The 16,282-nt window shown below is 31.8% G+C and carries 12 protein-coding genes; 4 read left to right on the top strand and 8 right to left on the bottom strand.

Features of this window, described 5'->3' with window-relative positions; all coding sequences use genetic code 11:
- Window positions 1-190 precede the first annotated feature (190 nt).
- The 3 genes from GHT08_RS05965 (at window position 191) to GHT08_RS05955 (ending at window position 2,477) form a co-directional block, all read left to right on the top strand.
- A complete protein-coding gene (locus GHT08_RS05965; protein ID WP_163580518.1) occupies window positions 191-751 on the top strand; it encodes a sigma-70 family RNA polymerase sigma factor in 561 nt (186 codons plus the stop codon).
- Window positions 738-1,619 carry a hypothetical protein gene (locus GHT08_RS05960; protein ID WP_163580517.1) on the top strand — a complete coding sequence of 294 codons (882 nt, stop codon included), beginning with the start codon at window positions 738-740 and terminating at the stop codon, window positions 1,617-1,619. The genes GHT08_RS05965 and GHT08_RS05960 overlap by 14 nt, the downstream gene beginning before the upstream one ends.
- A 369-nt stretch (window positions 1,620-1,988) precedes the next feature.
- Entirely contained in the window at window positions 1,989-2,477 is a 489-nt protein-coding gene (locus tag GHT08_RS05955) for a YhfM domain-containing protein (protein ID WP_163580516.1), read from the top strand.
- Window positions 2,478-2,483: 6 nt separating this feature from the next.
- On the opposite strand, the gene GHT08_RS05950 is transcribed toward GHT08_RS05955, so the two are convergent.
- The 4 genes from GHT08_RS05950 to GHT08_RS05935 all read right to left on the bottom strand — a co-directional run bounded on the left by GHT08_RS05950 (window position 2,484) and on the right by GHT08_RS05935 (window position 7,506).
- The gene (locus tag GHT08_RS05950) at window positions 2,484-3,545 is read right to left on the bottom strand and encodes a hypothetical protein (RefSeq protein WP_163580515.1); all 1,062 of its coding nucleotides are present in this window, start codon (window positions 3,543-3,545) and stop codon (window positions 2,484-2,486) included.
- Between the two features lie 18 nt (window positions 3,546-3,563).
- The gene (locus GHT08_RS05945; protein ID WP_163580514.1) at window positions 3,564-5,033 is read right to left on the bottom strand and encodes an MBOAT family O-acyltransferase; all 1,470 of its coding nucleotides are present in this window, start codon (window positions 5,031-5,033) and stop codon (window positions 3,564-3,566) included.
- Window positions 5,034-5,105: 72 nt separating this feature from the next.
- Complete coding sequence (locus GHT08_RS05940) at window positions 5,106-6,179, bottom strand: glycosyltransferase family 4 protein (protein WP_163580513.1); 1,074 nt, start codon at window positions 6,177-6,179, stop codon at window positions 5,106-5,108.
- Window positions 6,180-6,339: 160 nt separating this feature from the next.
- Window positions 6,340-7,506 (bottom strand): nucleotide sugar dehydrogenase, encoded by a 1,167-nt coding sequence (locus GHT08_RS05935; protein WP_163580512.1) that lies wholly within the window; start codon window positions 7,504-7,506, stop codon window positions 6,340-6,342.
- A gap of 227 nt (window positions 7,507-7,733) precedes the next feature.
- On the opposite strand from GHT08_RS05935, the gene GHT08_RS05930 reads away from it, so the two are divergent.
- Window positions 7,734-8,801 (top strand): LCP family protein, encoded by a 1,068-nt coding sequence (locus tag GHT08_RS05930; RefSeq protein WP_163580511.1) that lies wholly within the window; start codon window positions 7,734-7,736, stop codon window positions 8,799-8,801.
- Between the two features lie 41 nt (window positions 8,802-8,842).
- Here the strand turns inward: GHT08_RS05930 and GHT08_RS05925 are convergent, their stop codons facing one another.
- The 4 genes from GHT08_RS05925 to GHT08_RS05910 form a co-directional block, all read right to left on the bottom strand.
- Entirely contained in the window at window positions 8,843-12,022 is a 3,180-nt protein-coding gene (locus GHT08_RS05925; RefSeq protein ID WP_163580510.1) for an N-acetylmuramoyl-L-alanine amidase family protein, read from the bottom strand.
- Window positions 12,023-12,336: 314 nt separating this feature from the next.
- Window positions 12,337-13,164 (bottom strand): glycosyl transferase family 2, encoded by an 828-nt coding sequence (locus tag GHT08_RS05920; RefSeq protein WP_163580509.1) that lies wholly within the window; start codon window positions 13,162-13,164, stop codon window positions 12,337-12,339.
- 27 nt (window positions 13,165-13,191) lie between these two features.
- Window positions 13,192-15,237: a glycosyltransferase family 2 protein gene (locus tag GHT08_RS05915; protein ID WP_163580508.1), complete on the bottom strand. Its 2,046-nt coding sequence runs from the start codon at window positions 15,235-15,237 to the stop codon at window positions 13,192-13,194.
- A gap of 31 nt (window positions 15,238-15,268) precedes the next feature.
- On the bottom strand, window positions 15,269-16,195 hold the full coding sequence (locus GHT08_RS05910) for a class I SAM-dependent methyltransferase (RefSeq protein WP_163580507.1): 927 nt from the start codon (window positions 16,193-16,195) through the stop codon (window positions 15,269-15,271).
- Between the last annotated feature and the right edge of the window lie 87 nt (window positions 16,196-16,282).

Genomic DNA, 16,282 nt, shown 5'->3' with positions numbered 1-16,282 from the left:
AATCCCCTTATGAATTCCAATATCGTACTGAATGGAAATATATATACTCTAAACTATCCATATCGGTAAATTTAAAGTAACCATTTGTACCAATCTCAAAATTACTCTATCCTTAAATAAAAAGAATTGCTGAATTTTGAATAACTTTTTCTTTTGGTTACGTCTAATTTATAAAGGGAGGTGGAGGGTATTGGAAATAAATAACAGGTTAGAGAGTGTACAATTAAAGGAAGATTTGTTAACTAAACTAATGGAAGACTTTGGTGACGAATTAAAAAGAATTGCTTACCTTTATCTGAAGGATAAATCACAATGTGACGATATTGTTCAAGAAGTATTTATATCTTGTTATATGTACTTAAACACATTCCGCCATGAATCAGATTACAAAACTTGGTTAATTAGAATCACATTAAACAAATGCAAAGACTACCACCGAAAATGGAGTATACGAAATATTATTCATAAACCCGTAATTGATTCAGATTTATACAATGATAACTCTACAAATTCTGCTGAAAAAATGGCGGAACAAAAAGAGATAAAAAATGAAATCATAAATACTATCTCCAGCTTAAAACCAAAGTATAAAGAAATATTAATTCTTTATTATTTGCAAGATTTTAAACTCAAAGATATAAGTATCACTTTAAAATTAAACTTTCATACTACTAAAACAAGGTTCATTAGGGGTAAAGCTTACCTAAAAAAAGAACTGGAAAAGAGGGGATATAAAGATGGATCATTTTGATTCCCAAGTTAAAAATCATTTAAAAAATCATTTAGACAAGAATGTTTATTTTTCCATAGATAATAAGGAAAAAGTTACACAGTCTTTATTAAAAAAAAGGAGACATCCTTTTATTATTACAGGATTAACAACTTTTATATTCTCCTTAGTGTTAATACTCGCAATAAGTTTCCCTTTTTGGATACAACCGGAAAACAATATTATATTAGAACAAAGTGCCTCTCCTTTTTCAGAATTGAATATTAGTGTAAAAGAAATAATTCCTGAAGGCTTTTTTAAACAAAAAGAACAAGAAAGCGAAAAGATCAATACTATTGAAAATAATAAAAATGATAGTGATCATAATGTAAGTAAGCATAATGAAAATACCTCTATAGAAGATAATAAAGATTCTAAAGCGGAAGATTCTAATAATCAGTTTAATCAAAATGAGACTGTTGATGAGGAAACTTTTATTCAATTAGTTAAAAAATACAATAACATGGGAAATTATTTAACAGAAAATATGACATTTGAGGAATCCTTAACACCAGAAGATGGTCCCGATTCTATAACTTCCTTTGAATCAAAAACTTTTAGTTCTAAAAAAGAATATTATGACTACCTTTCAACTTTCATGACTTATGATCTAGCAAAAGACTTATGGGATTACAGGCTTGTGGAGTATAACAACAAACTAGGGGTTATCCCGATGGATGGACATATATCATTTTTATTAGATCAACCTTATACAATAGAAAGACTTTCTGACACAGAGTACTTCATTAACCAAGAGCACAGCTCAGATTTATATGGCGTTATAAACCTAACAATTTATTTTACTTTCCAAGAAAACCAATGGTTAATAAGTAAAATTGATAAAGGATAAAACTAATCAAGGATGTTCAGTAACAGTCCATTATCATTAATTTTTTATTATTTATAAATAAAAAGCTAAATTGATCAGCGGACAAATTAGCATTAGTCTCAAATGTATCACCGCTAAAACTTGGTCCGCTGTCGTATCTACCTTTATATTTGCTTTTAAAAACCCCTTAACTTGACATTTAATTCTTTTTCTCGAAAGTTATCTGTATTCTTGAATCAAGACTTTCTCCATAGCAATTGTACAATTTCATTCACATCGCTCTAACCAAATTCAGAGGTGTGGACGTGTCTCTTTGAAGATTCAAATTATTTCTGTAACTTTTTATAAACAGTACCGTCTAAGTATATAAAGAACCTAGGAGGTATGTACATGAAACTATTAATGTTTAGCTTTTCTCTGTTGTGTATATTTTGTGTTATTGGCTGTAGCCAACAAACAATAAAAAGTCAAAGTAATGAAGCCACTATTATAAAAAAAGATCAAAAGACAATTCCAGTTCAGTTAGATGGAAGAATAATCGAAAGTATATCAATTTCAGAGATTGGAAAGGTTAATTCCGATGAAGAGGAGCCTTATATTGTTTATTCTCAAGAAGAATTCGAGACAATTTCTACTTTTGCAGAAATGGTAAAACGAGGAGAACGAATTAAGGGTGTTGTTGATGTTTTAAAGTCAGATTGTGCAGTTACTTTCATGTTTCAAGATAGATCCACTTCAAAATATTACATGAATCTAGGTGAAGATGAAGGTTCGATAATGAATCAAAATGACTCCAGTACAGTGTATATAATTCCTGAGGATTTAATCTTAAGTTTAAATCAATTAGTTTTATCGAATAACGAACAAGTAGCTCTGTGATAAGGGCTACTTGCTCGTTGGATTATAATTATCAACCTGTTGGAATAAACTTTCTAAATATTCATCTACATTTTCTTTTGTAACGACGGTGATGATATCATCATTTTCTTCTGGTTTTTCCAAGGCTTCAATTAACCTGTCTGCTTTCTTATGATTAATATGAGTTAAATCAAACCATGTGCCTTCTACATTCTCTGTAATCGGAGAAATCATTTGAAAAGAATACACTTTATCAAACTGGTTTACCATCGCATGATACCATTTATCAAAGCCATCACGATAGCCTTCTATTTTCAACATAGCCACTAGTTTACGGGCTGGCATCGGTTCAGTAAACGGAACAAATTCTGTTGTAGGATTACTATCGATAAGGTCTTGTAACATATCTTCATAATCAGGATTAAAGTCGTATTCTTCCATTTCCTTTTCTGACATCTTTTTTTCATATTCCTTGATTTTTTCTAGAATATCTGACCCATCTTGACCAGTAAATGCAACATTATTTCTTTTATATGCTCTGTGCCCTGTGAATTCACCTTCTGTAGACATTTTAATACTTTCCTTAGATTTTTGATAGGTATCATAAGAAAATAAAGAGGTATATCTGTAAAAGGGTTCATTTGTTGTTGAAATATGAACATCCGGATGTTCTCTTGTAATTTCGTGACCACTATGAGATGAGTTCAAATACATTTCCATATAGATTTTTTTAAATGGTTGATCTTTTTGTTTTTTGGCATATTCAATGTAATAAGGATACTCTAAAAATGATTGTGCACTTAATCCATAATTATAAGTAGGTTCACTAAAATGATACTGATTCATATAGGTTGTCCTGCTTGTTCCAATAAGCAAGTTATCATAATCAAACTCATCTCCAAATGTAATATCATTTGTTTTTTGCTGTCTTTCATTAAACCCTCGTTGCACACTATTGTACTTATTACTATGATCAAAATTCCATAATGGATCTACATACATATTAAATCCCATGATTGCACCCACGGGCAACCCTAAGAATAAAGTACCTGAGGAGATTAATAGTATTAGCCACTTCTTTGCATTCACCTCAAACACTCCTTTAAATTAGAAATTAAAATATAAAAATTCACTATTCTTATTAATGAAAAATATTACCACTAATGTAATGGCTACTAATAATTGTACAAAAGCTATATTGGTAAGATTTGTTTTAAAACCTTCTAATAATTCTATAGAGTTTCTACCAATAAATGAAATCAATAATAAAACAAACAAGCTTGCGACAATTATCTTTGGATTATCCAAATGAAAGAGTATAAAATCAAATTCATTACCCGAAGCGAATATTTCCATGGGTTTATTAAAGAATTTTCGAATTGGATACTCATAATTATATTCAAACAAGAACATTTTTTTTATAATTGTATTTGCTTGATCAAAACTTGTTGCTCGAAAGTACACCCATGTTGTATTCACAAATATAAATGTAAGAAACCATGATACAACCCATGGAAATGAAAGATTGATTTTTTTCATTAACCGCACAATTACTGAAGCTATTCCATGAAGCATTCCCCAAATTATAAACGTCCATCCAGCTCCATGCCATACACCACTAATAAAGAAAACTATTAAAATATTGATATATGTTCTACTTATTCCATTACGGTTTCCTCCTAAAGGAATATAAATATAATGTGTTAAAAAGCGAGTTAATGTCATATGCCATCTGTTCCAGAAGTCTTGAATATTACGAGCTTTATAGGGTGAAAAGAAATTCACTGGTAATTTAATATTAAATAAAAGTCCTATCCCTATTGCCATATCGCAATAACCACTAAAGTCAAAATATAGTTGTGTTGTATAACTTAATGAAGTCAACCAAGCATCAATAGTACTTAAATTTTCATAGTTTTGAAAACCTGCATTCGCCCATATCGCTACCGTATCAGCAATTGCAACTTTTTTTGTTAAGCCTATGATAAAAATAAATAAACCTCTAGCTATATTATCCCAGTTTAATCGTTTGTTTTCTTCATTTTCGAACTGAGGCATCATTTCTTTATGATGTACGATTGGTCCTGCTATTAATTGCGGGAAAAACGTAACAAATAATAAATAAGTTGAAAGTTTTGGATCGGTATAATTTCCTTTATATCTGTCCACAAGATAGGCAATTTGTTGAAAAGTAAAGAAACTAATTGCTAAAGGCAACATGATATGAAGCAAAGCAATTTCAGTCTTGAATACTGCATTGATATTTTTAATAAAAAAGTCGACATATTTAAAATAACCAAGTAGCCCTATATTAAATAAAATACCAAGGACTATTGCGCCTTTTCTAATTTTCCTATTCAAATTTTGCGAAAAACATTTTGAGATTGAAAAGTTCACAATCATTGATCCAATTATTAAAAAGATATAGATGGGATTCCAATATGCATAGAAGAATAATGAACATATTATTAACCATATTTTAGAAAATTTCCCCGAAGCAATCTTCGCTAAAATAAAATATCCTATAACTGCTACTGGTAAGAATACAAATATAAAAGGTACTGAATTAAACAACATAGATCTATGTTCCTTCCAAAGATGAAATTATGAGTAAATAATCAGCTCTAAGTAAATAGAGCTGATTATTTATTAAACTTTTTGATTTTTTCCAAGTATCTTTCTTACACTGTTTATTATTGGCTGATGTCCATTCATAACGATTCCTGATAATTCAGCAATTAACTGAATACCAATAATAATCAATCCTAAAATAATCAATGACGTTAACATGGTTGCACTGTTAAAGATAATCGCCATAATACCGAAGAAGCCGCTAAATGCATAAATAATTAACACAGAAGTTTGATGGCTGTAGCCCATATCAACTAGCTGGTAATGGATATGCTTACGGTCAGCTGTCCCTATATTCTGCTTATTGATCAACCGGCGCACAATGGCGAAGAGCGTATCAAAAATTGGAACAGCTATTATAATAATCGGTATGATAAAACTAAAAAAGGCGACATTCTTAAAGAGACCGAGCATGGATATGACGGAAATCGCATATCCTAAAAACAAAGCACCCGTGTCGCCCATAAAAATCTTGGCCGGGTAGAAGTTATGGTATAGAAAACCAAGGCAGCTTCCAACTAAAACCATTCCTAAATAAACAACGATCATACGGTAATCTGTGATCGCAATAATTAAAATGCTGGTTAAACCTATCGCTGATACACCGGCTGCAAGTCCATCCAAACCATCGATAAGGTTAATGGCATTAGAGACACCGACAACCCAGATAATGGTAAGAATTAAGCCTAACCCTTCTAAATGAACCGTACCTACAAAAGGCAACGTTAATTTATCTATTACTAATCCAGATGAAACAACAACAAGCGCGGCGGCTAGCTGCCCAATTAATTTCTGGTATGCTTTTAATCCAACAATATCATCAATGAGACCTGTTATAACAATAATGATACCACCAATAATGATCTCTAACATATGCGGATGCTGAGGCTGTAAATAAAGCAACCCTGCAGTAACACCTAGTACTATAGCAAGTCCACCTAATCGTGCTTTAATACCATCATGTTTTTTTCTATCACCTGGTAGGTCTACTGCATTTATTTTAATTGCTAATTTTTTGATAAGAGGAGTCGATGCGAATGCTACGGTAGCAGAAATTAGAAACGCTACGATTAACTCCGTTATGTTAAACATATTTACACCTACTTAATAATATAGAAGTCCTAATAAGGAATTTTAACATATTCCCATCCATTGTTGTAGAATTATCTTGACCATTATATCACGATTTTACTCGATGTATACTATAAATATACGATTTTGATGATTAATTCCAGACCGTTTTTATTTAGAATTAATCTCTACTATATAGATCACGTGTATACACTTTATCTTTCATAGCTTTTAATTCATCTGTTAAACGGTTCGCAACAATCACATCTGCAACTTCAGTAAAAGTATCAAAATCATTGATTACTTTAGAGTTAAAGAATGTTTCATCATTTAGGTTTGGTTCGCATACGACGACTTCTACTCCTTCTGCTTTCAAACGTTTCATGACTCCTTGAATAGCAGATTGTCTGAAGTTATCGGAATTTGTTTTCATTGTTAAACGATAAATACCAACTACTTTTGGATTCTTCGCTAAAATACTGGATGCGATATGGTCTTTGCGGGTACGATTCGCATCTACAATCGCTGCCATAATATTATTTGGTACGTCTTGGTAATTTGCCAATAATTGTTTTGTATCTTTAGGCAGACAATAGCCACCATAACCGAAAGAAGGATTATTATAATGTTTGCCGATTCTTGGATCTAAACCTACTCCTTCGATGATTTGTTTCGTATTGAGACCACGTACTTCTGCATAGGTATCTAACTCATTAAAGAAAGCAACACGCATCGCTAAATAAGTGTTCGCAAATAATTTAATCGCTTCTGCTTCTGTTGAGTTAGTAAAAAGAATATCGATATCTTCTTTGATTGCACCATCTGCCAACAAATCTGCAAAGATACGAGCACGTTCTGATTGCTCTCCTACAACAATACGAGAAGGATATAAATTATCATACAGTGCTTTTCCTTCTCTTAAAAACTCTGGTGAAAAAATAATTTTTTCAGTTTGGAACTTTTCACGTAATTCTAACGTATATCCAACAGGTATCGTTGATTTTATTACCATCGTTGCATCTGGGTTAATAGATAACACCGTATCAATCACTTTTTCTACAGTTGATGTATCAAAATAATTTTTATCCGGGTCATAGTTTGTAGGGGTTGAGATAATCACATAGCTTGCATTTTGGTAAGCTTGCTTTGGGTCTGTTGTAGCTGTTAAATTTAATTCTTTGTTCGCCAGAAAATCTTCAATCTCTGGATCAATAATAGGAGATTTTTTGTTATTAATAAGTTGTACTTTTTCTTCTACTATATCTAAAGCATATACTTCATTATGCTGTGCTAATAATATTGCATTCGATAACCCAACATAGCCTGTTCCTGCTACAGCTATTTTCATATGATTTCGTCCCTTCTTTACACTCTTGTAATCATATATCATCTTACCACATTTTATATATATAACATAGGATCTAGTTATTTCATTAATACGTTGTAACTTTTGTTGCAAAATGACGTCTAATATATTAAATTGTAAAATTTTTTCTGAAATCCAATTTACGTCCACCTCATTTCATAGTAAAATGATAGTTAGTGTGGGCTATTCTAGAAATCGGGGGAAATACGATGTCAAAAAAAGATGTGAATTCCAGAATTCAAATAAAAGAAAAGAAAAAGAAAAGTAAACGTAAGAAGATTTTATTCTTTATTTTCATACCTTTAATTATTTTAATTGGTGCTGTCTCTGCTTATGCAATTAACTTGGTCAATGAAGCAGAGAAAGCCGTATCAAATTCGTATGAAAGTGATGGGCGTGAAAATAACAAATCAGAATTGCGTGCTAAAGAGGTAGATCCTACAGAGGATCATGTTTCCGTACTGTTTATCGGTGTAGATGGTAGTGAACACAGAGGAGGAAACGATGAACCTATCCGTTCTGACGCATTAATCTTAGCTACTCTTAACAAGAATGATAACAGCGTAAAAATGCTAAGTATTCCTCGTGATTCATATGTTTATGTCCCAGAAGTCGGTTATGAAGATAAAATTACGCATGCACATGCATTTGGTGGCGTTCATGCGACGATAGAAACGGTAGAATCTTTCTTAGATGTTCCCGTTGACTACTACGTGAAGTTGAATTTTAATGCCTTCGTTGATGTCATTGATGCAATAGGTGGAGTTGAAATGGAAGTTCCATTTGAATTTACCGAATCCGATTCAAATGATAAACGTGACTCTATTCACCTTCTTCCTGGAGAACAGAATTTAAATGGTGAAGAAGCATTAGCGTTGGCGAGAACACGAAAAATTGATAATGATATAGAGCGTGGTAAAAGACAACAAGAAATCTTGAAAGCTGTAATTAATAAAGCAACATCTGTTAATTCTGTATTTAAATTAGATGAGGCAGTTCAAGCTGTTGGTAACAACATGACGACAAACTTATCTTTTGATGAAATGAAAGCTTTCTTATCTTATGGTACATCTGGCAACATTGATATCGAAACATTGAATCTTGAAGGTAGTGACCTCTGGTTAAACAATATCTATTATTATGGTCTTGATGAACAGAACCTTTCAGAAACGAAGGATATTTTACAGACGCATTTGGATTTAGCTGATGAAGAGAATGTAGACAATTGGGAGGGTTCTGAAGCAGGTGATCCTGCTAGGGAAACTCCGATACAATAAATAAAAACCGAACTTCTCGGAAGTTCGGTTTTATTTTATACTTATTTAGATACTAAATGGAATGAACTTGCAACTGCTTTAGCTGTTGTTTCTCCTATTTTTTTTAAGTAAGCTTCACTACTTAATAATTTATTGTCCGATTTATTGTCTATAAATAAGTACTCCATTAAAATCGCTGGCATGTTAGTATTTCGTAATACACTGAAGTTTGCTTGTTTCATACCACGATCCTTAAAACCCATTTCACCAACAAGATACGTGTGAATTTCTTTTTGTAAGTTCTTTGTCAAGCTTGATACATTACCATTATGGACATAACTCTCAAATCCACTTGCATTTCCATCGAACGCATTCGTATGAAAACTAACAAAATAGTCAGCTCTCCAATTATTAGCTAATTGAGATCTTGCTTCGAGTCCTACAAAGGTATCAACCGAACGAGAAAGTTTAACTTCTATGCCTTGATAATTCTTCTCTAGATATTGTTTAGTGTAATTAGCAATTTTTAATACAACTTTCTTCTCCTCTAGACCATAACCAGAGCCTCCTGGATCACTACCACCATGACCAGGATCAAGGAATATTTTCACTGTATTTTCTGGAACTTTAGACTGCTTTGCTAAGGAATTATTTTCTTTTGCCATATCTTTGATATCATTTGAAACAAATGGTGATTCTGTTATTTTGTTATATCTGCTAATTGCAACATCAAATTTTCTAGCTTCATGTTGAGCTGTAGCCCAAGAATAAAGATTAAGAGCACTAGAATTCAAACCTGCATTAATTCGTGAATCATTAGGATATAGAATAGCTCCCGCTTCATATGCATCAAATATTCCTGATGCTGTCGTTTTCGCTTCTGCTTCTTTCAATAAATAATCCGCGGAAGGGATTCTATTGGATTTTTTAGCATATGCTAGCTTAATGTCTATTTCTTTCAATATCATTGTATCAAGTCTTGGAACCTTTAACAGTTTTTCATAACGATCAATAGCAGTTGTATAATTACCGTTATTATGTTGGGATGAAGCCCAGGATAACAAATTACTAGCTCCATAGGTTATACCTTCTATAACTTGATTGTTTTCTGGATAAAAGGCGAATGCTTCTAAATAAGCATTAAGTATTCCCGATGCTGTTGTCTGCTGCTCCGCATAATGCAACATCTCATTTGCAGTTGGGATCTTTTTATTTTCTTTTGCGTATTTTAATTTTGTCTCTGCTTCTCTAATATACTTATCTTCTATCGCCGGTGTTTCCAAGATTTTTTCATATCTCGCAATCGCAGTCTGATATTCACCCTCACTTTGTTTATCAGTCGCCCATGATAAATAAGAAGAAACAACATCATTTATTGCTACTTCGATTGCGGTATTACTTTCATCGAAGTAATAATAAGCTCTAACAAGTTCTTCTAACTTTTGTGACAAGGTATTTTGATGTAGTGCATTTTCAATCATTTGTGAAGGTGTAGGAATACTTTTATTGTCCTCTGAATAATTTAACTGAAGTGAAATCTTATCTCGAAGTCTATCTGAAATATTTGGCACTTCTAGTAGTTTTAAATAACGGGCAGTTGCCACTTCATAGTTACTCTTATTATGCTGATTGGTTGTCCATTCATATAATCCATCAGCACCTTCTTGCATTCCATTTACAAAGCGTTGATCGTTAGGATAAAATTTATACCCTTCTAGATACAAATCTAGAATCCCTGAAGCTGTTGATGCATTTTTTGCAGCTTTATAAATTACATCTGGTGACCTCTTTCCGACTTTCGCATCATCTAGTCTTTGTTTTACTTGTTTAATGATGTTATCATTTACTAGTGATGCATTTAATATTTTTTCATATCGAGTTAGAGCTGTTGAATAATCTCCTTGATCATGTTTATTTTTTGCCCAGTCAAACAGATTTTCTTGACTTGCTAAGAACCCATTGACTATACGGCTGTCTTCCGGGTACCACACATAAGCTTCTTGATAGGAATCCATTAATCCTGATGCAGTTGTTTGTTTCCTCGCATTATCATATAAATCATCAGCTTTCGGAATAAACTTTTCATTTTCAGCTAATTGAAGGAACTTCTCAGTTTTAATTTGTAATTCAGGCGATATACCTTCAATTTCCAATATAAACAAATACCTATCAATTGCCGTTCTAAAATGACTATTATTCTGTTTATTACTCGCCCAATTCAATAGATTTTCAACACTAGTTTGTAACCCTCTTTGAAAACGAACATCATCTGGATAAAAATCCAACCCCTCCACATTAAGGCGAACTTTACCAGTAACTGTTCTTTCCTGTTCAACCATTTCATAAATGACATCTGATGGTCTCTTACCACTTTGAGTATCTGCCAATCTTTGTTTTACCTGATCCTCAATTTCTTTGTTAAGGATTGGAGCAGCTAGTAGTTTATTGTATCTGGACTCTGCTGTTTCATATCTAGCTTTATCATGTTGATTTTTTGCCCAATTAAATAATGCCTTTTGGCTTTTAAAGAATCCATTGAGGATTTGATCATCATATGGATACCATTTATAAGCTTCTAGGTAAGCATCAAAAATTCCTGAAACAGTCGTTTCTTGTTGTATTTTATTCTCCAAGTTAGATTGTAATGGTATTTTGTTCAGAGCATTTGCTTGTTCTAGATATTTTTTTGTAAGTTCTATGATATCTGACTTTACTCCATTGGTGCCTAAAATAGTTTGATAACGATCTTTCGCTATTTCATATTCACCATTATTTTGTTTTCTGCTAGCCCAACCCAACAAATTTAATACACTATCTTGAAGACCTTGTTCAAACCTACCATCATTAGGATATTGTTGATACCCTTGTTCAAATAACTTGACTTTACTTGTGGCTGATCTTTCATTTTTTGCTTGTTCATATAGCTCATCTGCTGTTAATGAAGAACTTATTTGCATTGTCTGTAATGAAGTTTGTTCTTCACCTTCTGAAACTTCTTTCTCAAGCAATGATTTTTCACTTTCCTCAAGCTCTCTTTTCACATCTTGTTCTTTAGACTGTTCATCCACGTTACCTTCAGTTTTATCTTCTTCTGGTTCCTTAATACTATCCTTTTCGTTGGCCTCAATATTTTCCTCCTCTGTTTCGATTAACACCTCCTCCTCATTTGTTGTTTCCGCATAAAGGGTTGAGGTTATACCCAAAAATAACGTGATACTAAGTACGAAAACTAGCCTTTTCATTACATCTCCCTTTCTCATGAACTAAGTAAATAATGATGATAAGCAACCAATTATATTATAACAAATTCCGACCATAAGTAATAGAACAAATGATTCATTCTACTAGAATTTAACTAAAATTTATTGAACAATGGTCTATTACGGAGGTTTTAAGTGGGTTAATTGAACTATATAAGTCCAAAAATATACCCCAAAAGTCAAAGCTTTGTACTGTAACTTTTGAGGTGCAGAAAACATAATGATATATTTCATACGTTCTAATTGATTGATTTAAACTATAACCATATAATTTACAACTTATATCAACCCATGTTTTATAATAAATGAAGAGCTTTTTCTATATGCTTTAACGTTTCTTTTTTCTTTAGTGGATTATGTCCAGACTTTTTATCGGCATATAGTATAACCTCTATTTTTTCATTAAAATTTATTGCATCAATATCCTTTAACCCTAAAATAAAAGGATCGAGGTGATGTGTAATATCTCGGTAACTGGAAATGTTTTGCAAATAAATAATTCTTGGTACAAATTCCTTTTCTTTATAAAGATTAATTACATTCAATCGTTCCTTGTAATTCTTAATAATGTCTTCTCTATTCATATCAGGTAATGTACTATTAAACATGGCGTTTACATGTCGTTCATAATAATTCCATACTATTGTTTGAGGGTTATTTACCAATACTGTTGGTTCCTTTAAAAGCCCCCCTAACATCAAAGACATAAAACCACCTGCAGAACTTCCATATAGTAAAGTTTTATTTAAAGCTATATTAAGGTTCATTAATAGATATTTAATAATAGTAGAAATTTCTTCAAGGTAATGGACATCTTCTCGTCCAAATCCCCAACCTATATTTATTTTCCCATGGTATAAAGTAGGGTCGTTATAATATATAAGATTCTCATCAAAATCCCCTATCCATTTATGTCTTTGGAAAATAGGTGGTTGCAACTCTGAATTTGCGTCATAAGCTCCAGACCCGAGAACAATAGCTTTGTCATTGTCTTTATTCGTTTTAAGCAAAAATTCAAAGTGTATACCATCTTTTTCAACATCAAGAATAACAGGTTCCTCTTGGACAAGTACTTCATTTTCCAATTGGTGAAAAGAAATACTTCTTTTTTGAAAGCCATCCATAAGTTCATTCCCCTTAGACATTAGTTTTTATATTTTGAATGTACTTTTCCATTTAGCTGAAACGTTACATACATTTAGTAAATTTTTCTCTCTTAATTTTTTAACATCTTCACTTATTTCTTTATTTTCTATTATATAAGATTCATGAGAATGGATATTAGGTCCACCGTCTAGAACATAATCCAAAACATGCGAGGCATATACAATCGTAGTACTTGTATTTACTTCTTCATTAGGAATCAGTAATGCTACATCATACTTGTTACATAGAGTATAAACCTCATCCACAATTGGGGTTTTAATGTCATTTTGATAATATGGCCAATGATATATAGCCATTTTTTTATTTTTTTCACCAGCATCATTCATATTTCGCAAAATAGATTGTATGCTTTCCTCTGATGCAAAATCACCTACAAATACATAGTCATAAGTTAAGTCATCTGGTTTTTTATTCATGATTGGTATCGGCCTAGGAAATTTTTTATTATATGTTTTTGGATCAACAAATAAATCCTTTTCGTCCTCAACATTATTCTGCCACCATTCGCCGGCTTCTCTATAAATTCTCCTTAATCCAAACCTTATTGTTTTAACATGGGTTTGGCTTGTCCCAGTTAAAGAACTTTCACTAAATAAAGCTAAAGATAAAGGTACATTGGGTTCCACTAGAGCTAAACTATCTTCGCCAAATGCCTTTTGAAGTCTCCACAAAAATTCTGTGTCTCCTGCCACTCTTACACTATCCCATCCACCAATAACTGAAATAACTTTTCTATCAAATAATAAAGAAGAGGTATTCATAATAAGAAACCTTTTACTTAGAAGAGATCCTGCATTAATGGGCAATAGTTCATTTGAAATTCTTATTAAATTTGAAAAAGAACCTATAACTTTTGGCTTTTTTAATATTTCAGTTAATTGGATTTCCAACTTCTGAGGATGGGACCAATCATCGCTATCATGAACTGTTATATAATCACCTGTTGCTTGCAAAAGTCCTTCATTCCTTGCTGCATATGCTCCTTCGTTTTTTTCTTTTCTAATTAATTTTACTCTTGAGTCTCTTTTAACAAATTCCTGGACAATCCCAGCTGTATTATCCGGGCTGCAATCATCCACAACAATTATTTCAATATTTTTTACTGTTTGTTCTAACAAACTATTGAGAGCAATATGTATCGAATCTTCCGCTCTGAAAGCAGGAACAATGATACTAATTTTATACTGATTTAGATTAGAATCGGCCCTTTTTGAGTTCGATATTAAGTTATCTAAGGCTAAATTTCTATCCTGATCTCTTTTTTCAACTAAAGTGTAGCCATGTTTTTCATATATTAAATTTAGCCATTTTAGTTTGTTTTCAGGCGTTTTTTCTACATGAGCCATTGCTAAAATAAACTCCGAATTAAAGCCAACCTCTTCAGAAATATTCCATAATTTATTTTTTGCTAAATCAAGTTTTCCTTGGCTTCTTAGAACTTTTATTTCTGATATTGTGTTACTTAAGAAAGTATTCTTCCTCATATCAAATTCATTTACATATTTTACTTCCTCCAAAGCACGTTCATAATCTTGTAAATCATAATACCATTTTGCTAAAATCCATGCTGCTCTTACTCTTATATTTGTTGGCTCTGATAAAGAATTTTTTATATCTTCTACTTCCGGTAATGCGTATTTAGAGAAACCTCCCCATAAGGCCTTTTCAAGTTGCTTTATTTTTTCTATTGAACCTTTTCCTGACTTTTTATTATTTGTTTTTATATTGAATTCTTCTTTATATTTCTTACCTTTGAGAGAAGCAATAGTATATCTAATAGGAAAAGTCATCTTCCAAATCCTGCTATTTTCTACCCTTCTAAGCTTCTTTTCTTCTTTCTTTTTTCTTGATAATTCCTTTTTATATAAATCATCCGTTGTTTCTGACTTTAAGTTCAATTCATTAAATTTATTTATTAGTTTCTTTTCCTTTTTTTCTTCTTCTTCTAAGCGCAATTCTAATTCTTTGAGTTGTTTTTGTAATTCATTGAATTTTTTCTTCTTATTGATATTTGTTTGTTCTGAAGTCAAAATATAGCCCTCCGATAAGTTAATATCATATTTATTTAACAAGCTTTTTGATTCTGCGTATTGGATCAGTCACTTTCCATGCACGGCTATTTTGAATCTTAGTGTATTGTCTTTTACAATATTTCTGCTTATTACGAAATAAAACTATTTTTTCTGATTGTTTTTTTATTTGATCTTCTAAGGCTTTAATTTTTTGCCTTTTTGATTTATTCTCGTTTCTTAGCTCTTTAAGTCGAGTTTCAATATCTCTTATTGCAAATTCTGTCTCTAATATTTCATGATTCATTTCTTGTTCTTTTCTCAGTAAGTCTATTGTGTTCAGTAATAAATTCTGGTTGGAGTTATCATATTCACTATTCATTTTTATTTCTTTCGCGTACCCCTCTTTCACATTTTGTAAAGCCTTTTTATAATTAACTGGTTCATCTTGATAGTAACAAATAAGTCTCCTATGTTTGCCTTTCTTAGTATCCCTTAATGGTTCTTCAACTATTATATAATAACTAGGTTCCCTTCCAAACCATTTATTTACTTTATCTAAATCTACCGGGTCATGAATGTGCTCATCTTCTGAACCTTCAATCCAATTATAGGGTACGGATATTAACAATCTATCCGAAACCTCAAGTAGCTTTTTTGCAAATTCATCCACTTTTGGAATATGTTCTAATACTTGAAGACAAGTTACAAAATCGAATCTGTTTTCTGGATTAAACTCCAAGAAATCCATTTCTATCGAGGTAACGTTCGGGGAAGAATAGGGTTTACTTATATCCAATGTATACTTATCAGATATCCAATCGAAATTTTCAATATATGCTGTATTAGCTGTCCCTACATCAAGGATATTTTTTGCATTTATTGCAAATGCTCTCACTAAAAAATCAATATATTGGTAATACATCATGTTAGTCCTTCTATTCCAATAAGTCTCATTAACTCCTACTTTGTAATTCAAAACGTTAACCTCCAATAAGTTTAAGGATATTTGATAAATTACTCATATTGTATCATACCATATGGTTTTTTTTTTGGGAAGAATCAC

The sequence above is a fragment of the Gracilibacillus saliphilus genome (assembly GCF_010994085.1).
Taxonomy (GTDB): Bacteria; Bacillota; Bacilli; order Bacillales; family Amphibacillaceae; genus Gracilibacillus; species Gracilibacillus lacisalsi.
Note: the sequence above shows the minus strand (reverse complement) of the source record. Positions and strands in the feature narration are given on the sequence as shown.